The following is a 25,061-nucleotide window of genomic DNA, read 5'->3' as shown; positions in this document are numbered from 1 at the left end:
GACGGGGCGGTTGCGCTGGCGGCTGGCGGCTCGTGGCGAGCGTGTTGCCCGGTCTCGGCACGGCGATGGTCTGTCCGGGCCTGATTGCCGCCGTGTCCGATGCGTCCGGGCCCGGCTCGCGGGCGTGCTCGCTCGCCGAGCGTGTACCGGTTCTGGTGCGATCCCGGCTGTGCGATCCGCGCGTTGCCGGCGAATGGATGGCCGGCCGATTCGGCTTCGCCGGAGCGATCCTCGTGGTGGCCGCGGTGACTTTCGCGTCCGGGAGACGTCGTCGCGCTTATGATGCGGGAACGCCACTCACAGGGTTCCCCGACATGGACGCGCCGCTTCCGCCGATCTCTGCCCCGATTCCCGAAACGGAACCTGAAACCGAAACCGTCGCCGAGCCGCGCGCGTCGCGGCTGCATCGGCCGGTCGCGCTCGTCACCGGATCGACGTCGGGCATCGGCGCGGCGATCGCGCGCCGCTTGGCGGCGGACGGTTATGCGGTGATCCTGCATTCGCGCAGTTCGGCGGACGTGGGGCGAGCAATGGCGCGCGAGCTCGGCGCGGCCTACGTGCAGGCCGATCTCGCCGACGATGCCGAACGCGTGCGGTTGATTCGCGACGCACTGGCCGTGCACGGGCGGCTCGACGTCCTCGTCAACAACGCGGGCGTCAGCCGCGTGATTCCGCATGACGACCTTGCCGCAGCGACGCCCGACGTGTGGCGCGAGATGCACGAGATCAACGTGATCGCGCCATTCCGGCTCGTCGCCGAAGCGGAGGCCGCGCTGCGTGAGGCGGCGTCGCATGGGCGTGCCGGGTGTGTCGTGAACGTCAGTTCGCATGCGGGCGTGCGGCCGAAGGGCGCGTCGATTCCCTATGCGGCGGCGAAGGCCGCGCTCAATCACACGACGCGGCTGCTCGCGCGCACGCTCGCGCCGGCGATTCGCGTCAACGCGGTCGCACCGGGGCTCGTCGATACGCCGCTCACGGCCGACTGGACGGACGCGCAGCAACTCTGGCGCGAGCGCGCGCCGATGCGCCGGGCGGCGGCGCCGGATGACATCGCGCAGACGGTCGCGATGCTCGTCGCGTCTGATTACGTGACGGGCGAGATCGTGATGCTTGATGGGGGAATGAATCTGACGTGATGCGGTGAAGTGGTGATGCGGTGATGCAGTGATGCAGTGACGCGGTGACGCGGTGATGAGGTGATGAGGTGATGAGGTGATGCGGTGATGCGGTGATGCGGTGATGCGGTGATGCAGTGATGCAAGTGATATGGGGATACAGCGTCGCGGTGTGGGGGCGATTCGGTGATGTCGTGATGCAATGTCGCGGCCGGACAGCCGCGCGCAAGAATCATGCACGCGATTGCCGCGACCGCTTTTTAGCCTCCGTACGCGGATCAGCCGAGGCGCGACCGCAGTTGCGTGAGCGCCTGGTCGTGCGTGCGCTCGAACTTCAGCGGCGTGACGGCGACATACCCTTCGCCGAGTGCGACCGTTTCCGAATCCGGATCGTCCTCACGCGGCGCGCGAGCGAGTTTCAGCCAGTGATAGTCGATCTCGCGCGGATCGCGGCCCGACACGATCTCGATGCCCTGCAGCGTACCGGCCCCCTGGTTCGTCACCTTCAGGCCGCGCACGTCCTCGGCCGGCCGCGCCGGGAAATTCACGTTGAGGCACGCATCGCTGTCCCAGCCGGCGGCGACGAGCCGGCGAATGACGTCCGGCGCGAGCGCCAGCGCGGTGCCCCACGGCACCGCATTGCGATCGGTGAAGGCCTGGCTCAGCGCGATGGCCGGCACGCCGACCAGCATGCTCGTCATCGCGGCGCCGACCGTGCCGGAGAACACCGTTTCGGTGCCGAGGTTCGCGCCGCGATTCACGCCGGACAACACGACGTCGGGCCGCGCATCCTTCATCAGGTGGCTGATCGCGATCGCGACGCAGTCACCGGGCGTGCCGCGCACCGCGAAACGGCGTTCGCCCTTGCGATGCACGCGCAGCGGTTCGTGCAGGCTCAGCGAATGCGACGTGCCGCTCTGGTCTTCCGCCGGCGCGACGATCCACACTTCGCGCGCCAGTTGCGTGGCGACCTGTTCGAGCACTTCAAGGCCGGGGGCGTCGAATCCGTCGTCGTTGGTGAGCAGGACACGATCGAACAGCGGGCGGGTTTCTTGCATCGGGACGATCCTCGCAGGTAGGCAATGAGGGGAGATGGCATCGCGGGTACACCCCGCAAGGCTAGCATCCCGTCGCGACGCCTGTCGTGCCACGCAGTGCCTTGCACCGTGCGCGCATGCGAAAACGGGCGCATCGCGCGCCCGTTCTCAGGTTCGACAGACCGCGCATGCGGCGGGTCGGATCGGCGTTACCCGCGTTACCCGAGCAGGTGCCGCAGCAGGCCGGCCGACACGACGCCGACGATGACGGTCGGCAGGATCGACAGGCGTGTCGCCGCAATCAGCGTAATGGCCAGTGCGAACAGGTCGGCCGGGCGCGTCGACACGAAGGCCGGCGCGATCACGGAGATCAGCACGCAGCCGGGCACGTTCTCCATCACCGACGCCATGCGCGGGCTCAGCGTGCGGTTGCGCAGCAGCACGTAGCCGAGGATGCGCGACAGGTAAGTCGTCGACGCCATCAGCACGATCGTGACGACCGTGTTGAGATCCGGGAAATCAGGCATCGCGCGGCTCCCACAGCAGCGCGGCGATCAGCCCCGCGCAGGCGCCGGCCGCGACGTACCATGCGCCGGGCACGGCCAGGTGCGTGGCCGCCGCGACGACGAGGCTCACGAACCACGGGCGGCTCGCGCGCATCCCTTTCCACATCCCGCGCAGCAGCACCAGGAAGACGGCCGTGAACGCCATGTCGAAGCCGTACTGCTCGACGTTGCCGATCGTCGGGCCGACCGCCGCGCCGAGCGTGGTCATCGAGATCCACGTCAGGTAGAGCCCCACGCAGATGCCGGCGTAGTAGGGCACGCTGATGTGGGTGGCCGAGCGCGCCCGGGCGTCGGCGAGCGACATCGCCCAGCTTTCGTCGCACATGAAGAACAGGGCGAAGAACGCGCGGCGGCGCGGCAGGCGGCGGATATACGGCTCGAATGCGGCGCCCATCAGGATGTGGCGCGAATTCACGAGGAACGACATCGCGACGATCAGCGCGATGTGCGGCGGCGACGTCCACAGGTGGATCGCCGCGAATTCGGAGCCGCCGCCGAAGTTCATGCCGGTCATCATCGGCACTTCGAACAGGCTCAGCCCTTTCTGCGCGGCCTGCGCGCCCAGCACGAGCGCGAACGGCACGAAACCCAGCATGACGGGCAGCGCCGCGCGCAATCCGCGACCCATCTCGGCGACATAGGCGGGCTTGTCGCGAAGCCCTGACGACGTTGAAACGCTACTGCTCATTACTCCTCCTTCGGGGGAGGGATTGTCTGCTTTTTTGACTCGAATCGGGTTGCGTTGTGGCCATGATTTTCGGAGAATTTGGCATCGAACGAAGGATTTTGGAATTTCTTGGAATTGGATGCCAAATGAAACTTGACGCCATCGACCGCCGGATCCTGAGCGCGCTCCAGCGCGACGGCCGCATGCAGAACGTGGAGCTCGCGCACGAGGTCGGACTGTCGCCGTCGCCGTGCCTGCGGCGCGTGAGGCTGCTCGAGGAAGCCGGCGTGATCGAGAAATACGTGGCCGTGCTGAATCCGGCGAAAGTCGGCAAGGGCCTGACGATCTTCACGCGCGTGTGGCTGAAGGGGCAGGACGCGGAATCCGTGAACCGTTTCGCCGACGCCGTCCAGCAGATGCCGGAAGTCGTCGAATGCCACCTGATGGCGGGCGACTGCGATTTCCTGCTGCGCGTCGTCGCGGCCGATATCGACGACTACCGGCGCTTCCAGATGGAAACCCTCACGCGCATCCCGGGCGTGCTGAGCGTGAAGACGGACATTCCGATGCAGAAGGTCAAGCTGACGTCGGCGTTGCCGACGTAACGCGACGCGGGCGCGCGGAGTTGCGACGACGGGTCGACGAACGGTCACGGCTCGGTGACAATCGCCCGATAGACTGACGCATCGCGCCGCTTCGGGCATGTCGCCCGTGTCGTCGCGCGACGTTCGATGCGCAAGCAACTAACGGTCAATGTCGACGCAAACGGGCAGGCGGCACCGCGCGCCGGGTCATGCGCCGGCGCGGGTACGTTCCTTCTTGTCGGGCCATTCATGCAGCCATTCAACAATCCGTGGAATTCGCTGGAAATCGTCAAGCTCGTGCTCGGCGTGCTGACGCCGTTGTCGGTCGCGTGCCTCGGCTGGCTCGTCGCGCGCCGGCTGAAGCGCCTTGAACTGGTGCAATGGACCAACCAGCGATTGATCGAGAAGCGGCTCGCGCTGTACGACGCGGTCGCGCCGCAGCTCAATGCGCTGCTGTGCTTCTACACATGGATCGGCTACTGGAAGGACATCTCGCCGGACGACGTGATCCGCGCGAAGCGCGAGCTCGACCGCACGTTCCACATCTATCGTTACCTGTTCGACGACGACGTGTACGACGCGTATCACACGTATATCCACGCGCTGTTCGACATGCATACGGGCCCGGGCCGCGACGCGCGGATCCGCTCGCTGATCCAGGCGCCCGACGGCGACCGCAGCGTGCACGGTTCGTATGAGTGGAAACCGGTGTGGTCCGACCGTTTCGCGACGGCGAATGTCGTGCCGAGGGACGACGTGCTGCGCCACTACACGCAGTTGATGGAACGGCTGCGCGTGGCGCTGGGCGCGACGCGCTGAAGGCGGCGGCGCCCGCGCGCCGCTTCACGCCGGTATCGAAATCCGCCACCGGGCGGCGCGAATACCTGGCCTCGCACACGAAGCGGATGCGGAGTCCGGCCGCTGCTGACATGCTCGCGCCATCACCACTCGCGCGAGGTCCGTATGGTCGTCGACACCGGCCGCCAGCCGCTCATGATCCGCCCGCCCGGCGCGGGCCGGCGGCGCCTCTTCTCCGTCGGTTCTCCCGAAACGCATGATGTGTCGTTGCCGGTCGCGCCGGAGATTGGCGATATCGTGTTCATTCGTGTGACCGTGCGGCCGTTCCTCGAGGTAGCGAGCGCAACGCGCTCATGGACGAATCACGTCGGCATCGTCGTCGGCGCGCGCGGCGGTGAAACGCTGATCGCGGAGAGCACGTTTCCGCTATCGCGCGTGACGACGATGTCGCGATTTCTCGCACGCTCCGATCGCGGCGCATGCGTGATCGCGCGGCTGAAGCAGCCGCTCGATGCAGAGCAGCGGCGGCGGCTTGTCGACGCGGCGATGCGCCGGACCGGCGTGGTCTACGACACGGGTTTCAATCTCGCGTCGCGCCGGCAGTTCTGCTCGCGGTTCGTGCGCGAAGTCGTGCGCGATGCGACGCGGATCGTGCTCGGCGACGTCGAGACCTTCGACATGCTGCTGCGCCGGAATCCCGATCATCCGCTCGGTTTCTGGAAAATCTGGTATTTCGGGCGAATCCCGTGGCGCCGCCGCACGGTGACGCCGGCGAGCTTGCTCGAGAGCGACGCGTTGCGGGTGGTGGCGGATACGCGCGGGTGTGTCGAGAACGGGCCTGAACCTGGCCGTTCGGGTGGCACCTGAATCGGGCGGCCGCTACGACTACTGCCGCCCCGCCACCGCAAGCCGTGCCGCCAATCCGACGAACACCGACCCAAGCAGATACTGAGGCAGCTTCGACGGCCGGCGGCGCGCGCCGATCCGCTGGCTCAGCCGGCTCGCGGAAAGAATGACCGCGCCGTTCACGACGAGTCCGATCAGGTTCAGCACCGTCGCGAGCACGAGAATCTGCACGGCGATCGAACCGTGCTCGGGGCGCACGAACTGCGGAAACAGCGCGAGCACGAACAACGCCATCTTCGGATTCAGCAGGTTCGTCGTCAGGCCCTGACGGAAGATCGTCGCGGTCGAGTGGCGGCGTGGCGACGCGACGGGCGACAGCGCGGTCGCATCCGAACGGAAGGTCTTCCACGCGAGATACAGCAAATACGCGGCGCCTGCGAAGCGCACGGCGTCATACGCGAGCGGCACCGCGACAAAGAGCTGCGACAAGCCCAGCGCGGCCGCGAGCGCGTGGCAGTAGGTGCCGGCCTGAATGCCCGCGAGCGTCGCGAAGCCTGCACGCCGGCCCTGGCTCACGCTGCGGGACGCGATCAGCAGCATGTCGGGGCCGGGCGTGGCCGTCAGGGCGAGACATGCGCCGGAGAACAGCGCGAGCGTGGAGAAGTCGATCATGGCAGTCCCTTTTGTCGGTGCGGCGTAAAAGGGAGGTCAGTTTAGGAGGGCACGTGAGCGCGGTCAATCGAGCGAACGGACGATGGCCGGACGGCGCGGATCGCATGACGCGTGCAACATGCTCGTGCGATCAGCGCACCCCCTGCTTGCGGCACGCGACCTGGTAGTCGATCACGGTATTCGCCGAAGGCTTGTCCGGCTCGCCGCCGACCGTCGTCACGCCGAGCACGCCGGCTGCATTCCGGTAGCGCAGCGCGCAATACCCCAGGCCGGTACCCGAACACGCTTCGGCTTCGAAGATGCCGTGCTTCGCGAGCGTTGCCGCACCATCCGTTGCTTCCGGCTTCTCGCGCGGGGGCAGCGGTTGCCAGCCGTGCGCGATCAGGATCCTGCGTGCCGCGTCGAGCGGCTTGCCGTACACGTTCGGCACGACCGCGCGGCCGCTGCAGTGTGTGCTTTCGGCGGCGACGCCGGTCAAGCGCAGGCCGCCGTTCTCTTCATGCAGTTCGCCGACGGGCGGTGCCGGGCCGTCGCCGCCCCAGATCAGCAGCGCGCCGTTTTCCAGCCGATCGACCGAGCCGAGCTGCCAGCCGGCCTTGCGCGCGGTATAGCCGAGCGCGACGAGCGTCGTGCCGTCGAATACGCCGATGTTGCCGTTGCGCGCGAAGCAGATCGCGCTCGTGCCGGCGCGGAAGCCGCTCGAGAACGTGACGACCGTGTAGCGCCCGAGCGGCGCCTCGGACGTCACGATCCAGTCGCGCTTCGCGACTTCGCGGCCGGCCGCGGTGGTCGTCTTCGCGCGATATCGCGTGCAAAACGGATCGAGCGAACCGTTCTCCGGCGAATGCGGCAGCACGCCGAGCGGCACGAGCGACGCGCCGGCGATATCGGATGCTGTCCGCAGCGGGGCGGCCGATGCCGTGCCGCCGAGCGCGGCCCAGGCAACGGCCGTGATCGCGGTGGCCGTCGCGAAACGGCGGCCCGAGGCCAGAGCACTCAAGCGAGACACGCGGGCGATCTCCAGGGAAGCGGATACGGATGCGACGATTGCGGTGTTCCGCACGTGTGCCGCCAACGACTCAGCCCTTCGCGACGACGTCGATGCGCAGCGCTTCGCCGCCGTCGACGATCGCCAGCAGACGATCGACGTTCGGGTGCGCGCCCGGGCGGTTGCGTGCGTCGGCCGTATGTTCGGCGAACACGGCGAGGCCGTGCTCGGCCGCTTTCGCGTCGAGCGTGCCGAATGCCTGCTGCAGATAGTTGTACACCGCGAGCGAGCCCTGCTTGCCCGGCTGGTTCTCGATGGTCGCGACCACGTCGCCGTTCGCGCCGGCGAGATCGATGCGCGCGATACCGTCGATGGCCGGCAGTTGCGCGAGGTTGTCCTTGAATACAGGGGTCGGTTGAATCACTGAAAACACTCCGTCGGTTTGATCGTGGAAAGGTGGCGGCCTGTATGTTATCTGATTCGCCGTGATGCACTTTCCGCCGCAACCGGGCGATTTGCACGGAGTCTGATCATCCGATCGCAGATGCGCACGGCGCGCCGATTGCGGGCACGCGGGAATGCTCCGCGACGCGCAGTCGTCCGGTTTGCCATGCCTGTTTCTCGTGCCGCCGCCGCTTCGCGTGACAGTCGCGAGCGCAATTTCAAGACATCCCCGTCGTCAATTGTTGCCATCAAGACAACACGGTGAACGCGTTGGCGACGCTACTGACGTCGGGAATCCAAATCTACAATTTGTTTGAGCGCGGGTTGTACAACGCTTGTTTCATGTTCGAACCCGACGTATCTGCCGCAACGAAGCCGGCAACTTATCCGCTTCGTTCGGCTGGATCGTTCCTGCCTGCTGCGGAAACGCCGTCCTTTTCAACGGAGCAACCATGACATTCAATTTCTTGCCGCGATCGACCTTCTGCTCCGCGATGCTCTTGTCGATCGTGCCGACCGTCGCTGTCGCGGGAACGTTCTCCGTCAAAGTCGACGACCTGAACCATGGCCGGTTCGAGAACGAACAGGTCTACGGCGGATTTGGCTGCCACGGCGGAAACGTCTCGCCACGCATTTCGTGGTCCCATCTTCCTCACGGAACGAAGAGCGTCGTCGTGACCATTCACGACCCCGACGCCCCGACGGGCGGACTGGGCTGGATGCATTGGGGCGTCGTCAATATTCCGGCATCCGAAGAATCGATCGAAAAGGGCGCCTCCGGCGATCCGAAGCGGATGCCTGCCGGGGCCGTCGAAACGCTGACCGACTTCGGTGCGGCGAAATACGGCGGACCTTGCCCGCCTCAGGGAGAGTCGCACCGATACGTCGTGACGGCATCGGCGCTCTCTGTTCCGAGTATCGACGTGAACGCCACGTCGAGCCCGGCCCTCGTTGCATATCAGATGCACGGAAAAGTGATTGCCCGGGCTCGCTACGTTGCGATGTATCACCGGGCGGCAGAGTAAGCGTCCTGGCGGGAGGTCATCGCAGCGACATCTCGCCGTCGACACTCGGGTTCACACCGTTGACGAAGCGCCCTTCTGGGGGCCGGCGCAAGCCCGTTATTAGCGTGAACAGGCCCTAGCCCGGACCATCGCTGGCGGCAGCGAGAAGCGGAACGACCAGATCGCTGATCGGCGTCGGAATGCCGTGCGTTCGTCCGTAGCGCTGCACGACGCCGTTCCGGCAGTCCCATTCGAGCGGATGGTTGCCTTGTCGGTCGGCAAGGATGGACGTCCCTAAATCGGGCGGAAAGCCATGCAATCCATCGACGATTTCCTGCGGCACGTCATCGCCCAGCTTCGCGCCCTCCGCCCGCGCGACCTCGAGACATTCCCGCAGGTAGGCGAGCGACAGTTCGGTGATGTCGCTTCGCGTGTACATGCCGGCGCGGCGACCGGTCAGCACCATGAGTCCCGCCACGGCGTTCTGCAAGAGCTTGCGCCACGCGAGCGAGATGAAGTCCTCCGCCACCTCCGGCGCGCAGCGCGTGCCGTGCAAAGCGGTGACCACCACGTTGCTCGCCGGCGTATCGGGCAGGGTGAGCCGAGGCTTGCCCCGCAGCCACACCGATGCGCCCGATTCGCGCTGCGCCGGAAACCAGACGATCGACGGCACGACCGTGGCGCCGGCCGCATACGGCGCGAACGCGGCTTTCTGCTCGACGCCGTTTTGCAGCACGCAGACGACGGTATTCGCATCGCATAGCGCGGAGACCCAGGGTGCCGCACTCGCTATCTGCGTCGACTTGACCGCAACGAACACGAGATCGAACTTCTCCTCGACCGCGTGCGGATCGGTCAGTACGGGCCCGGGCAAGACGATTTCGCCCCCGTCGAAGCGCAGCTTCAACTGTTCGTGCGCCGAGCGGCCGCAGATCACCGGCGTGCGGCCGGCTTCATGAAGGGCCGCGGCGACGGTCGTTCCGATTGCGCCCGGACCGACGAGGGCGACGGTCGGGTAGTCAGCGTTCGTCATGGTGTTCATCCTGTTCAGTCATCCGCCAGATGCGGGCGCAGTGCGAGGGCGAGCGGAAAAATCGCGAGGGCGGTCAGCGCGGTCGCATATGTGGCGCCATGCACACCGATCCTGTCGCCCAGGAAACCGTAGAGAACAGGCGATATCGCGCCGGATGCGATCGTCCCCGTGTAGAAGATCGCGAATGCGCGCTCGGTGCGCTCGGGTGCGGACATCTCCGGAACGGTTCCGTACAGCACCGACGAAGTGCCGTTGAGCATCATACCCAGAATCGGCAGCAGCACCATGGCAAGTGCCAACGGGAGATACATCACCGCGACGATGCACGCGGCTGTCCCCCCCTCCGTGAGCAGCACCGTCCTGACCATACCCAGGCGCGCGCCCAACCAGCCACACAGGAATTTGCCGGCCGCCCCGCCTATGAAAACGAGCGCAAGCGCCGTTCCCAGCAGTTGCGGCGAGACACCTTTCGCCTTGAGCAGGAAAGGCAGGAATGTCAGCAGTCCCATGCGTACCGCCGTATCGAGCACGCCGATCGAAAACAGCGTGGGGAAGCCGCTTCCTCCGGTGCCGCTGCGTTGAGCGGACGCCTGTTCTTTGGCCGCCGTCTTGCCGGCGCCACGCGGCACGGCGGGAAACCAGAGCGCGATGACGGCGGCCACGACGCAGCCCAATCCGGCGACGATCCATAGCGCGTGACGCCACGGCATCATGGTCACGAGCAGCGAAATGGCGGCCGGCAGTGCGGATTTCCCCAGATCGCCGGCAAAGTTGTAGATGCTCAGCGGGCCTCTCGCGTCGCGTCCATAGAGGCGGGAGACGGCGCCCGATGCGATCGGATGCTGCGTGCTGGATCCGCCGCCCGAAATCGCCAGCGCCACGCCCAGACCGAGCAGGCCACCCGACAGGCCCGCGAGCGCATAACCGAGCGCGGCGAGCAGTGTGCCGAATGCGAGGGTCGTGCCGCTGCCCAGGTATTGCGCGAGGCGCCCCGCGGACAACTGCAGCGTCGCCATCGTGCCGGCATAGATGCCGCGCAGGATCGCCAGGGCCGCAAAGTCGAGCCCGAATTCCGACTGCCACACGGGTAGCAGCGCGTAGATCATGTCCGTATAGCCATCGTGCATTGCGTGCGCAATGCAGGACAGCCACAGCACGCGCCGTCGGGGTGGCGCAGTCTCCCGCGTCGCGGGAGGGGAAAAAACCGGCAGGCGCATCGTCATTTGCTCCGTGCGAGCGGTCGGTGGAAGCAGCTCGTGGCATCGTTTTCACGCTCGATGTGTCAATTTTATGGGTGACGCAGCGGCCATTTCAATTGAACTAAAATCGCGTCAACGGAGAGAAAAAGTCACGTCATGAACGACAACCAGGACACGGCGAAGCATCGGGGCGAGTTGCCTCCGCTCAATGCGCTGCGCGCTTTCGATGCGGTCGCGCGGCACGGCAGCTTCGCGGGGGCGGCGGTGGAACTGCATGTCACCCACTGGGCCGTAGGCAAGCAGATCCGGCTGCTGGAGGACTGGTTCGGCCTGCCGTTGTTCGACCGTCGTCCGCGCGGTGTCGTGCTGACCGACGAAGGGGCCGCGTTGCTGAACGACGTCAGCCACGTGTTCGAGCGCCTCGGTACCGCGGTGGGGCGGCTGCGCCACGACACGTTCAAGCACCGGATATCGGGCGTCGTGCGCGTGAATGTGCCGATGAGCTTTGCGCTGTGCTGGCTGCTGCCGCGGCTCGCCGATTTCCATTCGCGGTACCCCGACATCGACGTGAGGGTGTCGACGACATCGCGCAAGTTGCGCTATGTCGCCGACGCTTTCGATATCGGTGTTCGTTCCGGTCCCGAGCAGGGCGCGGGCGTCGTATCGCGCCCGTTGATGCCCGACCTGCGCGTGCCGGCCTGCAATCCCGCATTGCTGCGCCGGCATCCGATACAGGGCGTGGCCGACCTGCGCCATCACACCCTGCTGCATTCGGCCACGACGCGCTCCGCCTGGTCGCACTGGTTGCAGGAAGCGGGGGCTTCCGATCTGCGCGCCGCGCGTCATGTCGAATTCGATCATGTGAATCTTCAGCTCGGCGCGGCCATCGAGGGGCTCGGCGTGGCCCTGGCATCGCTGCCGCTGATCGGGCGCGATCTCGCCGAGGGGCGCCTCGTGTGTCCGATCGCGTCGCCCGTATGGCGTGCTGACGACTACATGCTGGTGACGAACGCCGATCGTGCCGACGATGCCGCGGTGTCCGCGTTCGAGCAGTGGATGGAACGCATGGCGGGCCGCGAGGCGGAATAGGCTCGCAGTGTCGATCCGCGCGATCGGCATCGCGATGCACAGGGCCGGCAGTGCGAGGCGGAACGAGGCGGTGCGGGGTCGGCGCAGCCGCCTCGCTACCGCCGGTGGAGGCATGACGAAGCGCCCGGTTCACTGCGAATGCGCCGGGCGCTTCGTTACCGTCCGGCGCCGGTCAACATGCCCGCTTCACGCGAACGTTCGATGTCGGGGCTGCGATACGCGCGCTCCGGAATCTCCGCGAGCCGCGACGCATGCACCTGCCGCGGCTCCAGCCCGTAGAACTTCTGGAAGCTCATGATCAGCGGCGACCACTTGTCCGGATCGATGCGGTCGGCGTAGCCGTCCATCAGCAGGTCGGGATGCACGTGCACGCGCTGGATGCGCAACTCGAACACGCGGATATGGCCGCGCAGGTCCGGCGCCTCGTCGCCGATCCCGTGCGTGGCCGCGACGACTGCTTCCATGTGCACCGGGCATTCGAGCGCGCGCGGCGGCGCGACGGTTTGCGACGCGGTTGCGGTGAGCCCGGCCGTGCCGAACTTGTCGGGTTCGAATACGTAGCCTCTCGCGCGCTTGCCGTCGGGCACCGGATGCGTGCCCGTCGTGCGCGCGATCCGGTCGACCGCATCCGCCTGCGCCGACGACGGCAGGTTCAGCACGCATTCGCCGGTGCGCATCAGGTTGCGGGTGGTCTGCGAGCGGGCGGCGATGCCGATCACGCCGCGCCAGCCGAGCCAGAACGCGGACGAGATCGGCGCGAGATTGGGCGTGCCGTTTTCATTCAGCGTGCTGACCAGCACGACGGGCGTGCCGAAATAGAGGATGTTCGGTTCGGTGACGCAATGCGGCGCATTCATGGCGGGTGCCCCTGGTGACGGATCAGTCCGCATGCTGATCCTGTCGCGGCGGCGCGGCGCTCCGAATCTTGTCGTGTCATTCCGGAGGGGGCGCAGGCGGCGTGGGCGCCGCAACGGGCCGGCCGGCATCGCGCGCGCTTTTCCGCTAGAGTAGGAAATCGCAGGCCGCGACCGCCGCACCACGCACGCGGGCGCGGCCACGTTCCGCCAACGCACACGAGGGCCCGATGGATACCGAGCAACGCTATACCGCCAATGCACCGACGCGCGCGGAAGTCGACGCACTGGGCGGCGCAACCGTCATCGAATTCGGCGCGAACTGGTGCGGGATCTGCGCGGGCGCGCAGCCCGCGATCGTCGCGTCGTTCTCCGCGCATCCTGCGGTGCGGCACCTGAAGATCGAGGATGGCCCGGGCCGCCCGCTCGGCCGTTCGTTCGGCGTGAAGCTGTGGCCGACGCTGGTGTTCCTGCGCGACGGTGTCGAGGTCGCGCGCGTCGTGCGCCCGGCCGACGCGAAGCAGATCGAAGCCGACGGCTTTGCCGCGCTGGCCTGAGGTCACCGAGATGCAACAGGCCCTCACGCACATCGGCGTCGACACGCGCGGCAGCGGCCTCGTCGAATTCACGCCGCAGGTGCGTGCGTTCGTCGACCAGCAGGCGATCCGCACCGGCCTGCTCACCGTGTTCTGCCGCCATACGTCGGCGTCGCTGCTGATCCAGGAGAATGCGGATCCGTCGGTGCAGCGCGATCTCGAACGCTACTTCGCGACGCTCGCACCGGAGGACGCCACGCGCTACGAGCACGACACCGAAGGGCCCGACGACATGCCCGCGCATCTGCGCACGGCGCTCACGCAGGTACAGCTGTCGATCCCGGTCGAGCACGGACGCATGGTGCTCGGCACGTGGCAGGGCATCTACCTGTTCGAGCATCGCCGCGCCGCGCACCGGCGCGACATCGTGCTGCATCTGATCGGCGAATGAGTCTCGACGGGTGACGCCGCGCGCGGCTCGCAATGCGGTGCCTGTGCGCACACGGCATCGCGGGCTTACGCGAGCAGTTTCTCGACGAGCGCGCCGAGTTCGCGCAGGTGGACGGGCTTCGGCAGGAATGCGTCGAATACCCGCTTGTTTTCGCCGAGCGCAGCCGATTCATACGCGCTGACGCCGAGGATCGCCGGATGCCGGCCGTCGTCGTCGGGTTGCGCCACCGCGCGAATGCGCCGTGCGACGTCGAAACCGCTCAGGTCCGGCAGCTCGAGATCGAGCACGACGATGTCATAGCGGCTCGCACCGAAGCGCGCGACGCCTTCCTGTCCGGTGCTGCACAGATCGACGTCGATGCCGAGCGCCGACAGCATCGCGCCGAGCGTTTCGCGTGCGTTGTCGTCGTCGTCGACCACCAGCGCGCGCCGGCCGCGGTATGCGGCCGCGTGCGGCAGCGCGGGCGCGTCGCCGGCCGCGTTGCCGGCGGTGTCGATGCCGGGCACTTCGGCCGGCAGCGTCACGACGAACTCGCTGCCTTCGCCCACCGTGCTGCGCACGTCCACATGCCCGCGCAGCGTCGTCACGATTTCGCGCACGACGGCGAGCCCCATGCCGATTCCGTCCACATGCAGCCCGACCGCGTCGTTCGCGCGATAGAACGGCTCGAAGATCTTCGACAGGTGCTGTTTCGCGATGCCGGCGCCCGTGTCGCGCACGGCGATCTTCAATTGCTGGCCGGCCGGCGCGTCGGCGAGCGTGATCGACACGTCGATCGAGCCGCCAAGCGTGTACTTGACCGAGTTCTCGATCAGGTTCGACAGCACCTGGCGCAGCAGCTTGCGATCGGAGCGGATCGCGAGGTCGTGCGGCTCGACTTGCTGCGTGACCACGATCCGCCTGGCCGCGATCTTCTCGCGCAGCGGGTCGAGCACTTCGGCCAGCAGCGGCGCGATGGCGACGGTATCCAGCTCGGCGAGACGTTTCGTCGAGCGCAGCTTGATGTAGTCGGTCAGGTCCTTGACGAGCGCCTCGAGGGACAGCGCGGAATTCTGCAGCCGCCGGATCGTCTTCAGGTTCGCGTCCGACTGCGGGCGCGCGAGCAGGATCTCGACCGATCCGCAGATCGCCTGCAGCGGCGTGCGCAACTCATGGCTGACCATCCCGAGGAACGCGTTCTTCGCCTCGATCATCTCGAATGCACGATCGGACGCCTTGCGTTCCGCGTCGAGCGCCGCGTCCTGCCGTTCGAGCAGGTCGTCGCGCGTGCGCATCGTATAGAACAGCAGCAGGAACAACGCGCACAGGATGACGCCGAGCACGATGCCGAGGATCAGGATCGCGCGCTGCTTTTCCTTCAGCTGATGGAACGTGAAGTCGCGCTGCGCCATCTCGATCGCGCGGAAATAGTTCGCGAGGCCGTTGACCTTCGGCCAGTACGCATTCACGTCGTCGATCACCTGCCGTGCGCGCTGCGGCGAATCGCGCAACGGCGGCACGTCGCGCTTCAGGCGCGTCATGAATTCGCCGAGCGCGTCGATCTCGTTGCGCGCGCGCGGGATGCGCAGCCAGTACTGGGACACTTCCGACGGTCGCTGCAGAAAGCCGAACGACACCGACAGGCTGTCGAGCTGCATCTGGACGTGATTGAAGTCGTCGTCCTCGTGCGTCGCGTAGAGGATCAGTTGCCGGTCGAACCGCGTATAGACGTTCCGGTATTGCGCAGCGGTCCAGAACACGCCTTCGCGCGGCCCCTCGAGTACGCCTTCGTTGACCGAGGTGGCGAGGAGGTCCCACAGCAGGAACGCCCACGCGGCGAACCCCATGATCCACAGCGAGCCGAGGACCAGGATGATTTTTCTATTTTTCCATCGCCCGCGTTTCATTTCACCGTCAGGCCGATGATCTGCCATGCGAACTTGGCTTCGCCGAGCGGCGTCTTCAGTTCGTCGGGATACTGGTCGCGCGGGTACATGATCCACAGCGGGCCGTAGTTGTCGTTGTCGAGCACCTTGCCGTTCATCGTCCGCGCGAGGATCACGCCGTAGCGATCGGCGTCGGACACGGGAATCGTGAACGTGTACTCGTCGATGCAGCGGAACTCGATCTGCGTGCCGTGCGCGCCGACGGTCTTCAGGATGTCGGACAGGCGCGGGCCGGTGAAGGTCGCCTTCGGTGTCCAGCTCGTCGACGTGACGATCGTGTGCTGGGGCAGCGCCATCAGCGCCTGTTCGGAGAAGACGTAGGCCGTCTTGCCCGGCTGGTTGTGCCTGTCGATCCTGCCGTCGACGGTGAACGTGAACGACGAGGCGGCCCACGCCGCGGCGGCCATGCCGAGCAGGCAGGCCGTCAGCAGGCCCTTGGTCCAGATGGTCGGAATTCGCATGTCATTCCCTCGGTTTTGTCGTGTTGTGTGGTGGCTTGTGTTTCCGGTCTCAGTTCGCGGCGGCCGCGGCCGGCAGCGTGATCTTCAGTTCGCGCGCCACTTCGGCGAACAGGATCGGCAGGCGCACCGGCTTTTCCTCGCAGCGTGCGTTGTAGTGCGACACGATGTGCGCGATTTCGTCTTCGCTCGCTTCACCGGTCGAGATCTTGCCGGTCAGCAGGAAGATCGGCGCGCCGCTGTTCTCGCTCGAGCGGATGCCGCGCACGAGTTCGGCGGCGGTCTGGTCGCCGAGCATCCAGTCGAGGATGTAGCCGTCGAAATCCTCTACTTCGAGTGCCTTGCGGAACGATGCGCCGTCGAAGTACGGAATCGCGTTCACGCCTTTTTCGATGAAATATTCACATACGGTTTCGGCGACGTCCTGCGAATCGTCGACCACGGCGATCCGCGCCGCATACACGTTCGGCTGGGTCGAGCGCAGCTCGATCACGTCGACCGGATACGTGCGGCCCTCGCGCGCGTGCTGACGCTCGGTGATGAGCCACTCGCCCTGCCACTGCAGCGCGACGAAGTCCGTCTCGATCTGGCTGCTGGCCTTGGTCGAGATCGCGGCGCGGCAGCGAAAGCGCCGCGACTCGATCACGAGCGTCGCGTCGATCATCTCGGCGGCGGCCGGTTGCGTGCCCTTGTCGTCGAGCAGGATCGCGGGCGGCACGCCGAAATGCGTCGCGATGTCCTGCAACTGCGACAGGTTCCACGGGATCAGGCCCTTCATCTTGCGGGTGACGACGGAGAAGCTGAGGCCGAGCACGTTCGCGATCGTCGTGTTGTGACTTCGCGGCGGAATGCCGTTCCGGTTCAGTAGGTCGCGCACCTTGTTGGCGGTGATCAGATCGACGTTGGCCTGCTCGCTGTTGGACATCTCGATGGGGTCTCCAAGGGTTTTTGGCGAGGGAGAGCATATCAAAACTGACGCGACACGCAAACTTTGAAAAAGCGAATCACCTTGACATGCTGTTTTTCTCCATTATTATTGCTCACCACGTCACCTTTGTTTGTCGCGTCATGTTTGGAGATCGCAGCCGGCGGGAGCCGGTACAACGAAAAGCGACAACAATGAAGCGGTGACTGAACGATTCGAAGAGAGAACCTGAGAGAGCCTTGGATAGCGTGTCGGCGTTGGCGGATTGTATCCGCTGCGCCGCGCGCAACCGGGTGCGCGCTCACGGGGGTGAAAGGCTCGAAGAATTGCGGCGCCAATAAAACTTGAGGAAAGTACCAATGTTCCGCCGTCTACTCGCACCGGGGCTGCTGTTGCTGTTGGCCGCGTGCGCGCAGGATCCGTCCGTCACCGCCAACACGGTGCGGATCTGCGACGACACAGGATGTTCCGACCGCCCTAAAGATCAGGTGTCCTATCAAAAAAGGGACGATTCGGAAGACCGGGAAGATCCGCGCATCGCCGCGCTGAAGCAGACCGCGAAGACCCAGCCGAAGGCCGCCTACGACCTCGGCCTGCGCTACTTCCGCGGCGACGGCGTGCGCCAGGACAGCTACCAGGCCCTCAAGTGGATGCGCGAGGCCGCCGAGCGCGGCGACCTGCAGGCGCAGAAGGCGCTCGGCAGTTTCTACCTGTTCGGCCTCGAGGAAATGGGCTCCGACGCGCGCGAAGCGGAGAAGTGGCTGTCGATCGCGGCCGCCCGCGGCGACAAGGAGTCGAAGAAGCTGCTCGACCTTGCACGCAAGGCCAAGAAGGAAGACGAAGAAGACTGGAAATGGCGCACGCAGTGGCGTGACGTCTATTACGGCTACTGGTACTCGGGCTATCCGTACTACGGCGTCTGGCAGCAGACGTACTGGTACTACTGACCGGGCCTGAAGCAACGGGGGCAGCAGCGGGGAGACCACCATCGCGCGCCAGCCCGGGGGGCTTATCGAAGTTCGCACGAACACATAAGCCGAACAACGACTCTAATCGATCGACAACGACATGAAGACCAACCTTTCCCAACGTCTCACTCAAGGTGCGCTGGTCGCAGCGCTTTGCGCGTCCGTGGCGGGCTGCGGCGGCGTCGTGACGCCCGGCGGTCAGAACGCGGGCGTGACCGGTGCCGCCGCGGGCGGCACGAGCGCCGGCGCCGACACGGGGCTGCAGCGCTGCGCGTCGCCGCTCGGCACGATCGCCGTCGACGACGGCCGCAATGCCGACTGGTGGGGCCCGTTCGGCAGCGCGACCAAGATGACGACGATCGACCCGCTGCTGCGCCTGGCCGTCCAGCAGTCGAACTGCTTCGTGATCACGTCGATCGGCAACCAGAAGAGCGACGCGCGCCTGTCGCGCATCACGCAACTGCAGCGCAACTCGGGCGAATACCGCGCGGGCTCGAAGCAGCAGAAGGGCCAGCGTGTCGCGGCCGACTACTACATGGAACCGCAGATCGTCATCAACGATTCGCCGATCGGCGGCATCGGCAGCATGATCGGCGGGCTGATCGGCAACAGCGCGGTGGCGGCCGTGGCCGGCCACCTGCAGACGAAGGCATCGGTCGTCACGCTGACGCTGTTCGACGTGCGCTCGGCCGTGCAGATCGCGGCATCGGAAGGCAGCTCGACGGCGACCAACTACGGTGCCGCGCTGGGCGGCTTCGGCGGCGGCGTGGGCGGTGCGCTCGCGGGCTTCTCGTCGACGCCGGAAGGCAAGGCGACCGTCGTCGCGTTCATCGACGCGTACAACAAGATGGTCGTCGCACTGCGCAGCTACAAGGCGCAGGACGTCAAGGGCGGCCTCGGCCGCGGTGGCCAGCTCCAGGTCAACTGACGTCCAGGGCCGGCGGTGCGCCGCCGGCCGGTTTCCGCTTCGCAAGCGTCCGTGCGTGCGGCGTGAGCCGCGCGCGCCGGCTTCGTTCGTCCTGTTTGTCCTGTTCGTTTCGAGGTGATTCCGATGAAAGCCGTTGCATTGATCGCATTGACCTGTCTCGCGCTGACCGCCTGCGGCGGCGACGACAATTCATCACCTGCGTCGTCCGGCGGCGGATCGGGCACGAGCAACAACGGCGGCACCGGCGGCACGGGTTCCGGCGGAACGGGAAGCGGCGGTAGCGGCGGCTCGGGTGGGTCGGGCAGCTCCGGCGGCTCAGGCAGCGGCACGCTGACGCTGCGCTACGACGCGCAGCCGACCGCGGCGGATCAGGCGAGCTTCCTGACGCTGCTCAACAGCGAAGGCGCGAAGGGTTACCGCTATCTGGGCGACTACTACTACGCCCCGTCCGACGGCGGCTCGCGCTCGATCTTCGTGAACGACGGCACCGTGCAGACCTACACGTACCAGTTGCAATCCGCGCCGGGCGACTGGACGACCTTCCTCAACCAGGCCAACACGCAGGGCACGAACGGCTATCGCTACGAAGGGCCGCTCACGTACGGCTACCTGTATCGCAAGGATGGCGGTTCGTCGGCCACCTACGCGTATACGACGACCGGCCTGCCGGCCGACCCGAACGCGTTCCTCACGCAGGCGAACGGCCAGGGCCAGTCGGGCTACTGGTTCCTGGGCCCGATGGTGATCGGCTCGGTGCAGTCGAACGTGTACATGAAGAACAACGCGTCGAGCGCAACCTACACGTACGATGCGCTCGCGCCGACGACGAGCGTCAGCGACTTCATCGCGCAGGCCAACAGCGAAGGTGCGAAGGGTTATCGCGCGAAGGGCGCGATGGTGTTCGGCAGCACGATCTCGTGGGTCTACGTGAAGGACCAGACTCAGTCGCCGACCTTCACGTACCAGTCGGCCGCGATCCAGTCGACCGGCGCCAGCTTCGTCCAGCAGTCGAACACGTTCGGCGCTCAGGGTACCGCGTATCTGAGCGATCTCGCGCTCGGCGTTCCCACGCCGGTGATGGCGTCGTTCTATTTCAAGCCGGCGAACTGCACGGGGTTCCTGTGCACGACGCTCAACCCGCTCACGCAGAACTGACCTGCCGTCGTTCGACGGCCGCCGATGTGCCTCGCCGCCTGAGCGGCGCTTCCGTGGGGGTATGCCGCTTGATGGCCCGCCCCCGCCTTTTTCCTCGCCTCCTCTTCCTCCCGATTGCGCGTCGCATGTTCCGACGTGCAACCGGGATGCGTCCTAACGCCACTTTTTTCCACATCAAATCTCGGTCAAGTTCTAAATATCTTCTCAATAGAATCTGACCTGTACGAAACGGTTCATTTGGGGTGGACGCTCCCATACCCGTTTGGCATCGTCGGAATTCATTCCATCTTTTCCATGGTGAATTCCGGCCAGGCGTCGCGCATCGAATCGGCATCGTTCGAGGGCGCGACCCTCGTCGCGCGTCATGCCGCAGAGTCCGCTTCAATCCCTTCGCCGCTATCTGAGCATTTCCGTGTTCGGTGGCGGCATCGTCGTTACCATCCTGGTCCTGATCGCATGCGGTCTCGGGATGACGGCGATCGTCTCGGGGCATGTCGAGGGCGAGCGGCGCAACTACCTGAACGGGCTGGAGCAGACGCTCAACGAGATCCAGGTGAGCGAAACCTCGTTCCGCAACGGCGTCGCGAATGCGCAGCTGATCTGGCGCGAGGCCGATAGCGCGCCGGAGTCGGTCGTCGATGCGTTCTTCGGCGACGACCAGCGTATCGCGATCCGGCCCCATCCATCGCTTTTGCTCGGCGTGCCGGGGCAGACGGGCGATCGCATCGAGGTGGCGCGCTACCTGTCGCTGTCGGTGCTGCTGGCGCGCATCTGCGCGGCGAGCTCGATCAATCGCGGGCGCACGCTGGAGGGCTACCACTACAGCACGCGCACGGGCATGTTCGGGCTGGTGCCGAACCAGAACCGCGACGATCCCGCGCTGGTGTCGCCCGACGATCGCGCACGCGTGCTGGACGCGCTGCGCATCGATTTCGAGCGCGCGTATCCGGGTGTCGTCGATAGCCGTCCGCACGTGCGCTGGCTCGCGCCGTTTACCGATCCCGTGTCGGGGCAGCCGCGCATCCGGATCGCGGCCGAGGCGCACGACAACGGCAAGACGTTTGCCGTGCTCGTGACCGAATATCCGCCCGAGTACCTGCTGTCATGGCTGGCCGACTATCGGCCCGACGGCGCGTTCTCCATCACGACGGCCGACGGCCGGCTCGTCGCGATGGATCCCGCCGTGGGCGACGCCGGCCGCGCGACGCGCCTGCTGAAGCTGGCGCCGTGGCGCGGCGGCGCGTCGTCGGGCTCGCCCGAGTTCCGCGACGGTTTCCTGCTGTTTCACGGCAAGCTCGAATCGACCGGCTGGACCTTCGCATACGCGCTGTCGTGGGCCGATGTCGCGTCCGGTGTCGCGCGTTCGGCCGGCACGTTGATGGCGGCGACGCTGCTGACGCTCGCGGTCATGTGGGTGTTGCTGCTGCGCTTTCACCGGCGCGAATTCGCGCCGCTCTATGCGCGCTCGCAGCGCGTGGTCGACAGCGAGGCGCTGTGCCGCAGCGTGATCGAGATGGCGCCGATCGGCCTTGGGCTGATCGCGCGCGACGACGGGCGCTGCATGCTGGCGAGTCCCGCGTTCAGGGAGATGGTCGCCCGCAACGGCGGCGATCATCGCGAGCTGTCGAACCAGATGGCCACCGCGTGGCAGGCGCACGTCGCGAGCGGTGGCGCGGGCCGCGTGCTGCACGACGATCTCGTGATCGGCGGCGGCGAAGCCGCGCACCTGCATCTCGAATTCATCGCGTGCGGCGCACGCTATCAGGGCGCGGACGTGCTGATCGCCGCGGTTACCGATACCACCGCGAAGCACCAGCTGATGCAGAAGCTCGAAGAGGCCGTGCGCGCGGCCGATTCGGCCAATGCCGCGAAATCTTCGTTCCTCGCGGCGACGAGCCACGAGATCCGCACGCCGCTGAACGTGATCCTCGGCAACCTCGAACTGCTCGAACGCTCGGCGCTCGATGCGGTCCAGCACGGCCGCATCGGCACGTTGCGCACGTCGGCGACGAGCCTGCTCGCGCTCGTCAACGACATTCTCGATTTCTCGAAGATCGAGGCCGGCGCGATGCGCGTCGAGTCGATCGAGTTCGACGTGATCGCGACGGTCGCACGCGAGCTGAGCGCGTTCGCGCCGATCGCGAAGGCGAAGGGCCTGCAACTGTTCTGTGAAGTCGACGCGGCCGATACGCAGCGGATGCGCGGTGATCCGACGCGATTCGCGCAGGTGCTCGGCAACCTGCTGAACAACGCGATCAAGTTTACGAGCGCGGGCCGCGTGACCGTGCGCGTGGCAGTCGTTGCGGACGGCCACGACGCGCCGGTGCTGTCGGTCGCGATCGAGGACACCGGCATCGGCATTGCCGCCGAGCATCGGCGCAAGCTGTTCAAGGCGTTCACGCAGGTCGATACGTCGATCACGCGGCGCTATGGCGGCACGGGGCTCGGGCTCGCGCTGTGCGATCGCCTCGTCGCGGCGATGGGCGGCAGCATCGACGTGGCGAGCGAGCCGGGTGTCGGCAGTCGCTTCACGATCCGTCTGCCGCTCGGCGCGGACGTCGCGGTGCCCGGCCGGCCGCACGGCGTGCACACGCATGCATGTGCTCTGACGCTCGTTGCCGCGCATCGCGAATGGCGCGAATTCGCGTTGCCGCACCTGCGTGCATGGGGATTCGACGTCGACGTGTACGACAACCTGTCGAGCCTGCCGGGCGATCTGGCGGGGCCGGTCGTGCTGATCGGCGATCCCGACACCTGGTCGCACGCCGAACTGGGCAACCTGCGCGGCTGTGCGCCGCTGATCCTCGCCACGCGCGACGGCCCGCTCGAACCGCACCGTGCGAGCGGCACGGTGCGCGTATCGAGTTATTCGCTCGGCGGCCTGTGCGCCGCGCTGTCGTACTGCGTGTCGTGTCGCGGTGAAAGCGCGATCGCCGCTTCATCCGCTGGCGAGCTTGCGCGTCTCGTCATGCCCGGCCGGCGGCGCGCCGGGCTGACGCGGCCACAGCCGTCCGTCGCCCGTGCGCCGCGCGTGCTGGTCGCTCGCGACGAAGCCGTCGACGGGTCGATTTTCCGCGAGCAGCTGCATGCACTCGGCTGCACGGTGGCCGAGGTCGGGTCCGGGCGCGCGGTGCTCGAATCGCTGGCCGGCGGTGACTGGGACGTGCTGTTGATCGGCGCCGATCTTCCCGATCTGCGCGCGCACGAGCTGGCGGAAGCCGCGCGCGACCAAGGTGCCGCGTGCGACGTACTGGTCATCACGTCGCACGTGTCGCCCGATGGCATGCGCCGCTACATGACGGCAGGCGTGCGGCGCGTCCTGACGAAACCCGTGACGCTCGCACACCTGCGTGGCGCGCTCGCGTCCGTGTGGCAGCGGTGCGATGCTGCGCCGGAAAGCGCGGCGAGCGAGCCGGCCGATCGCGAGGCGGCACTGCATGATAAGTAACCGGCAACACGGAACCCAGCAACGCGTGTCCGACATAACAGAGGCAGAGTGCCTGCGCCGGTCGCAGTGCACATTTCAAATCACACTGGAGGGGAAGACCATGCGTCACTTGGGGAAGATATTCGCATTGCTGATCGAATTCGCGGCGCTGTCAGAGCGGTCGCGCAAGGAATTTCTGACGATAATGAACGAGTATCTGCTGATGTCGCCGGCTCAGAGACGGCGCGCGATCAACGATTGGAAAATGCGCCAGGAAGGTACGCGGCATGACGAACCCGGCGAGTCGATGCCCCGATAGTGCTTGGTGGCGGGGCGGTACGTAGCGGGATCTCCCCGCGCCCTTCCGCTGAGACGCCCTGCGTATGATGGCGGCAGGCGGCGACGACCAATACGGGCCAGCCGGTTGCAAGCGCCGCCTCAGGCGCGTACGGGCGCGCCGCGCAGCGGATTTCCCCGGTGACGCGTGTTCGATCCCTCAAACCGCGCGACGCGGTCATCGCAGCCCGTCCGCCAGTTGGCGCGCAGGATGCATCGACTGCCCGCCCGACCGGCAAACGCGGCCGGATTTATCTTAAAATTGGGTCACTATTGTCCGGCGGCCGTATGTGGCTGACGATCGGCCGACGGCGCGAGTATGCGAGCGTCGCGTCGTGCGCCGGACGCGTGACGGGAAGCCTCGGGGAGAAACAGGAGCATGGACGAATTTTCAGTGCGCGTGATGGTGGCGGATGATCATCCGGCGTCAGCGCTCGGGATGTCGCAGGCGATGCAAGGCAACAGCACGATCAAGCTGGTGGGCGCCGTTTCGAACTCGACGGATCTGGTCACGGCGCTCGATGCGCAGCCGAGCGACGTGCTCGTGCTCGACTACGTGATGCCAGGCGGCAAGTACGGCGATGGCCTCGTGCTGCTGTCGTTCCTGCAGCGTCGTTACCCCGCGCTGCGCATCGTGACGATCACGATGATCGACAACCCGAGCGTACTGCGCGCGATCCAGAAGCAGGGCGTGAGCTGCATCCTCAGCAAGTCGGATGCGCTGTCGCACCTGATCGGCGCCGTGCACGCGGCCTATGTCGGCGCGAACTACATGTCGCCGTTCGTGAAGCAACTGCTTCAGGATGGCGATGCGATGCCCGTCGCGCGCGCGCTGACGACGCGCGAGATCGAGGTGGTCCGGCTTTTCGGTGCCGGCTACACGGTGGGCGAGATCGCCACGCAGCTGCATCGCAGCAAGCAGACCATCAGTTCCCAGAAGTCGAGCGCGATGAAGAAGCTGGGGATCGTTCGCGACGCGGACTTGATCCGGTATGCGGACGAAGGCGACGTGCAGGATCCGTCCGCTCCGGGCGTACCAACCGCACGTGACTGACC

At 66.5% G+C, this 25,061-nt stretch carries 26 protein-coding genes; 14 read left to right on the top strand and 12 right to left on the bottom strand.

Annotated elements, in window-relative coordinates:
- Positions 1 to 314: 314 nt before the first annotated feature.
- Positions 315 to 1,136: an SDR family NAD(P)-dependent oxidoreductase gene (locus PQB87_RS32605; RefSeq protein ID WP_021160587.1), complete on the top strand. Its 822-nt coding sequence runs from the start codon at positions 315 to 317 to the stop codon at positions 1,134 to 1,136.
- Positions 1,137 to 1,393: 257 nt separating this feature from the next.
- Here PQB87_RS32605 and surE read toward each other — a convergent pair whose 3' ends face one another.
- From surE to PQB87_RS32590, 3 genes are all read right to left on the bottom strand, one after another.
- Complete coding sequence (gene surE / locus PQB87_RS32600; protein WP_489243318.1) at positions 1,394 to 2,173, bottom strand: 5'/3'-nucleotidase SurE; 780 nt, start codon at positions 2,171 to 2,173, stop codon at positions 1,394 to 1,396.
- A gap of 197 nt (positions 2,174 to 2,370) precedes the next feature.
- Positions 2,371 to 2,679 (bottom strand): AzlD family protein, encoded by a 309-nt coding sequence (locus tag PQB87_RS32595; protein WP_153490222.1) that lies wholly within the window; start codon positions 2,677 to 2,679, stop codon positions 2,371 to 2,373.
- Complete coding sequence (locus PQB87_RS32590; protein WP_059696142.1) at positions 2,672 to 3,406, bottom strand: AzlC family ABC transporter permease; 735 nt, start codon at positions 3,404 to 3,406, stop codon at positions 2,672 to 2,674. The genes PQB87_RS32595 and PQB87_RS32590 overlap by 8 nt, the downstream gene beginning before the upstream one ends.
- A 125-nt stretch (positions 3,407 to 3,531) precedes the next feature.
- Between PQB87_RS32590 and PQB87_RS32585 the strand changes: the two genes are divergently transcribed.
- The 3 genes from PQB87_RS32585 to PQB87_RS32575 all read left to right on the top strand — a co-directional run bounded on the left by PQB87_RS32585 (position 3,532) and on the right by PQB87_RS32575 (position 5,634).
- Positions 3,532 to 3,990 (top strand): Lrp/AsnC family transcriptional regulator, encoded by a 459-nt coding sequence (locus PQB87_RS32585; RefSeq protein ID WP_006749370.1) that lies wholly within the window; start codon positions 3,532 to 3,534, stop codon positions 3,988 to 3,990.
- 228 nt (positions 3,991 to 4,218) lie between these two features.
- Positions 4,219 to 4,788, top strand: coding sequence for a hypothetical protein (locus PQB87_RS32580; protein ID WP_059684992.1), 570 nt, complete (start codon positions 4,219 to 4,221; stop codon positions 4,786 to 4,788).
- Between the two features lie 144 nt (positions 4,789 to 4,932).
- Entirely contained in the window at positions 4,933 to 5,634 is a 702-nt protein-coding gene (locus PQB87_RS32575; protein WP_489243317.1) for a YebB family permuted papain-like enzyme, read from the top strand.
- Positions 5,635 to 5,652: 18 nt separating this feature from the next.
- On the opposite strand, the gene PQB87_RS32570 is transcribed toward PQB87_RS32575, so the two are convergent.
- The 3 genes from PQB87_RS32570 to PQB87_RS32560 form a co-directional block, all read right to left on the bottom strand.
- Entirely contained in the window at positions 5,653 to 6,285 is a 633-nt protein-coding gene (locus PQB87_RS32570) for a LysE family translocator (RefSeq protein ID WP_059684996.1), read from the bottom strand.
- Positions 6,286 to 6,415: 130 nt separating this feature from the next.
- Positions 6,416 to 7,276, bottom strand: a complete 861-nt coding sequence (locus PQB87_RS32565; RefSeq protein ID WP_373863073.1) for a hypothetical protein — start codon at positions 7,274 to 7,276, stop codon at positions 6,416 to 6,418.
- An 88-nt stretch (positions 7,277 to 7,364) separates the two neighbouring features.
- The gene (locus PQB87_RS32560; RefSeq protein ID WP_048021448.1) at positions 7,365 to 7,697 is read right to left on the bottom strand and encodes a DUF2322 family protein; all 333 of its coding nucleotides are present in this window, start codon (positions 7,695 to 7,697) and stop codon (positions 7,365 to 7,367) included.
- A gap of 472 nt (positions 7,698 to 8,169) precedes the next feature.
- Between PQB87_RS32560 and PQB87_RS32555 the strand changes: the two genes are divergently transcribed.
- Positions 8,170 to 8,742 (top strand): YbhB/YbcL family Raf kinase inhibitor-like protein, encoded by a 573-nt coding sequence (locus tag PQB87_RS32555; RefSeq protein ID WP_489243316.1) that lies wholly within the window; start codon positions 8,170 to 8,172, stop codon positions 8,740 to 8,742.
- Positions 8,743 to 8,857: 115 nt separating this feature from the next.
- Here PQB87_RS32555 and PQB87_RS32550 read toward each other — a convergent pair whose 3' ends face one another.
- Both PQB87_RS32550 and PQB87_RS32545 read right to left on the bottom strand, forming a co-directional pair.
- The gene (locus PQB87_RS32550; RefSeq protein WP_489243315.1) at positions 8,858 to 9,754 is read right to left on the bottom strand and encodes an oxidoreductase; all 897 of its coding nucleotides are present in this window, start codon (positions 9,752 to 9,754) and stop codon (positions 8,858 to 8,860) included.
- 14 nt (positions 9,755 to 9,768) lie between these two features.
- Positions 9,769 to 10,971, bottom strand: a complete 1,203-nt coding sequence (locus PQB87_RS32545; protein WP_489244322.1) for an MFS transporter — start codon at positions 10,969 to 10,971, stop codon at positions 9,769 to 9,771.
- A 138-nt stretch (positions 10,972 to 11,109) separates the two neighbouring features.
- Here PQB87_RS32545 and gcvA point away from each other — a divergent pair, with 138 nt between their 5' ends.
- A complete protein-coding gene (gcvA, locus tag PQB87_RS32540; RefSeq protein WP_021160576.1) occupies positions 11,110 to 12,042 on the top strand; it encodes a transcriptional regulator GcvA in 933 nt (310 codons plus the stop codon).
- Positions 12,043 to 12,197: 155 nt separating this feature from the next.
- On the opposite strand, the gene PQB87_RS32535 is transcribed toward gcvA, so the two are convergent.
- Positions 12,198 to 12,899: a flavin reductase family protein gene (locus PQB87_RS32535; RefSeq protein ID WP_489243314.1), complete on the bottom strand. Its 702-nt coding sequence runs from the start codon at positions 12,897 to 12,899 to the stop codon at positions 12,198 to 12,200.
- A gap of 227 nt (positions 12,900 to 13,126) precedes the next feature.
- Between PQB87_RS32535 and PQB87_RS32530 the strand changes: the two genes are divergently transcribed.
- Positions 13,127 to 13,453, top strand: a complete 327-nt coding sequence (locus tag PQB87_RS32530) for a thioredoxin family protein (RefSeq protein ID WP_021160574.1) — start codon at positions 13,127 to 13,129, stop codon at positions 13,451 to 13,453.
- A gap of 10 nt (positions 13,454 to 13,463) precedes the next feature.
- Entirely contained in the window at positions 13,464 to 13,883 is a 420-nt protein-coding gene (locus PQB87_RS32525; RefSeq protein ID WP_027789935.1) for a secondary thiamine-phosphate synthase enzyme YjbQ, read from the top strand.
- 65 nt (positions 13,884 to 13,948) lie between these two features.
- Here the strand turns inward: PQB87_RS32525 and atsR are convergent, their stop codons facing one another.
- The 3 genes from atsR to PQB87_RS32510 are packed head-to-tail and all read right to left on the bottom strand — an operon-like array spanning position 13,949 to position 17,191.
- Positions 13,949 to 15,769 carry a hybrid sensor histidine kinase/response regulator AtsR gene (gene atsR / locus PQB87_RS32520; protein WP_489243313.1) on the bottom strand — a complete coding sequence of 607 codons (1,821 nt, stop codon included), beginning with the start codon at positions 15,767 to 15,769 and terminating at the stop codon, positions 13,949 to 13,951.
- On the bottom strand, positions 15,766 to 16,269 hold the full coding sequence (locus tag PQB87_RS32515) for a putative pterin-binding protein (RefSeq protein WP_048021454.1): 504 nt from the start codon (positions 16,267 to 16,269) through the stop codon (positions 15,766 to 15,768). Before PQB87_RS32515 ends, atsR begins: the two co-directional genes overlap by 4 nt.
- Before the next feature lie 49 nt (positions 16,270 to 16,318).
- Positions 16,319 to 17,191 carry a response regulator gene (locus PQB87_RS32510; protein ID WP_059685006.1) on the bottom strand — a complete coding sequence of 291 codons (873 nt, stop codon included), beginning with the start codon at positions 17,189 to 17,191 and terminating at the stop codon, positions 16,319 to 16,321.
- Positions 17,192 to 17,550: 359 nt separating this feature from the next.
- Between PQB87_RS32510 and PQB87_RS32505 the strand changes: the two genes are divergently transcribed.
- The 6 genes from PQB87_RS32505 (at position 17,551) to PQB87_RS32480 (ending at position 25,059) form a co-directional block, all read left to right on the top strand.
- Positions 17,551 to 18,138, top strand: a complete 588-nt coding sequence (locus PQB87_RS32505; RefSeq protein ID WP_060068302.1) for a tetratricopeptide repeat protein — start codon at positions 17,551 to 17,553, stop codon at positions 18,136 to 18,138.
- Between the two features lie 121 nt (positions 18,139 to 18,259).
- On the top strand, positions 18,260 to 19,087 hold the full coding sequence (locus tag PQB87_RS32500) for a hypothetical protein (protein ID WP_021160568.1): 828 nt from the start codon (positions 18,260 to 18,262) through the stop codon (positions 19,085 to 19,087).
- Between the two features lie 123 nt (positions 19,088 to 19,210).
- Positions 19,211 to 20,242: a hypothetical protein gene (locus tag PQB87_RS32495; protein WP_111938533.1), complete on the top strand. Its 1,032-nt coding sequence runs from the start codon at positions 19,211 to 19,213 to the stop codon at positions 20,240 to 20,242.
- A gap of 364 nt (positions 20,243 to 20,606) precedes the next feature.
- Positions 20,607 to 23,690, top strand: coding sequence for an ATP-binding protein (locus PQB87_RS32490; protein ID WP_174415136.1), 3,084 nt, complete (start codon positions 20,607 to 20,609; stop codon positions 23,688 to 23,690).
- Positions 23,691 to 23,817: 127 nt separating this feature from the next.
- Positions 23,818 to 23,988, top strand: coding sequence for a hypothetical protein (locus PQB87_RS32485; protein WP_309251629.1), 171 nt, complete (start codon positions 23,818 to 23,820; stop codon positions 23,986 to 23,988).
- 396 nt (positions 23,989 to 24,384) lie between these two features.
- On the top strand, positions 24,385 to 25,059 hold the full coding sequence (locus PQB87_RS32480) for a response regulator (protein ID WP_111938530.1): 675 nt from the start codon (positions 24,385 to 24,387) through the stop codon (positions 25,057 to 25,059).
- Positions 25,060 to 25,061: the final 2 nt, after the last annotated feature.

This window comes from Burkholderia sp. KL41 (assembly GCF_057005415.2).
This window is presented reverse-complemented; position numbering and strand designations above follow the sequence as displayed.

Coding starts and splice junctions, on each gene's coding strand:
- PQB87_RS32505 (WP_060068302.1), top strand. CDS start 17,551: ATGTTCCGCCGTCTACTCGCACCGGGGCTGCTGTTGCTGTTGGCCGCG.
- PQB87_RS32595 (WP_153490222.1), bottom strand. CDS start 2,679: ATGCCTGATTTCCCGGATCTCAACACGGTCGTCACGATCGTGCTGATG.
- PQB87_RS32570 (WP_059684996.1), bottom strand. CDS start 6,285: ATGATCGACTTCTCCACGCTCGCGCTGTTCTCCGGCGCATGTCTCGCC.
- PQB87_RS32480 (WP_111938530.1), top strand. CDS start 24,385: ATGGACGAATTTTCAGTGCGCGTGATGGTGGCGGATGATCATCCGGCG.
- PQB87_RS32585 (WP_006749370.1), top strand. CDS start 3,532: ATGAAACTTGACGCCATCGACCGCCGGATCCTGAGCGCGCTCCAGCGC.
- PQB87_RS32525 (WP_027789935.1), top strand. CDS start 13,464: ATGCAACAGGCCCTCACGCACATCGGCGTCGACACGCGCGGCAGCGGC.
- surE (WP_489243318.1), bottom strand. CDS start 2,173: ATGCAAGAAACCCGCCCGCTGTTCGATCGTGTCCTGCTCACCAACGAC.
- PQB87_RS32530 (WP_021160574.1), top strand. CDS start 13,127: ATGGATACCGAGCAACGCTATACCGCCAATGCACCGACGCGCGCGGAA.
- PQB87_RS32590 (WP_059696142.1), bottom strand. CDS start 3,406: ATGAGCAGTAGCGTTTCAACGTCGTCAGGGCTTCGCGACAAGCCCGCC.
- PQB87_RS32550 (WP_489243315.1), bottom strand. CDS start 9,754: ATGACGAACGCTGACTACCCGACCGTCGCCCTCGTCGGTCCGGGCGCA.
- PQB87_RS32555 (WP_489243316.1), top strand. CDS start 8,170: ATGACATTCAATTTCTTGCCGCGATCGACCTTCTGCTCCGCGATGCTC.
- PQB87_RS32515 (WP_048021454.1), bottom strand. CDS start 16,269: ATGCGAATTCCGACCATCTGGACCAAGGGCCTGCTGACGGCCTGCCTG.
- PQB87_RS32490 (WP_174415136.1), top strand. CDS start 20,607: ATGCCGCAGAGTCCGCTTCAATCCCTTCGCCGCTATCTGAGCATTTCC.
- PQB87_RS32500 (WP_021160568.1), top strand. CDS start 18,260: ATGAAGACCAACCTTTCCCAACGTCTCACTCAAGGTGCGCTGGTCGCA.
- PQB87_RS32545 (WP_489244322.1), bottom strand. CDS start 10,971: ATGCGCCTGCCGGTTTTTTCCCCTCCCGCGACGCGGGAGACTGCGCCA.
- PQB87_RS32580 (WP_059684992.1), top strand. CDS start 4,219: ATGCAGCCATTCAACAATCCGTGGAATTCGCTGGAAATCGTCAAGCTC.
- atsR (WP_489243313.1), bottom strand. CDS start 15,769: ATGAAACGCGGGCGATGGAAAAATAGAAAAATCATCCTGGTCCTCGGC.
- PQB87_RS32605 (WP_021160587.1), top strand. CDS start 315: ATGGACGCGCCGCTTCCGCCGATCTCTGCCCCGATTCCCGAAACGGAA.
- gcvA (WP_021160576.1), top strand. CDS start 11,110: ATGAACGACAACCAGGACACGGCGAAGCATCGGGGCGAGTTGCCTCCG.
- PQB87_RS32535 (WP_489243314.1), bottom strand. CDS start 12,899: ATGAATGCGCCGCATTGCGTCACCGAACCGAACATCCTCTATTTCGGC.
- PQB87_RS32575 (WP_489243317.1), top strand. CDS start 4,933: ATGGTCGTCGACACCGGCCGCCAGCCGCTCATGATCCGCCCGCCCGGC.
- PQB87_RS32510 (WP_059685006.1), bottom strand. CDS start 17,191: ATGTCCAACAGCGAGCAGGCCAACGTCGATCTGATCACCGCCAACAAG.
- PQB87_RS32495 (WP_111938533.1), top strand. CDS start 19,211: ATGAAAGCCGTTGCATTGATCGCATTGACCTGTCTCGCGCTGACCGCC.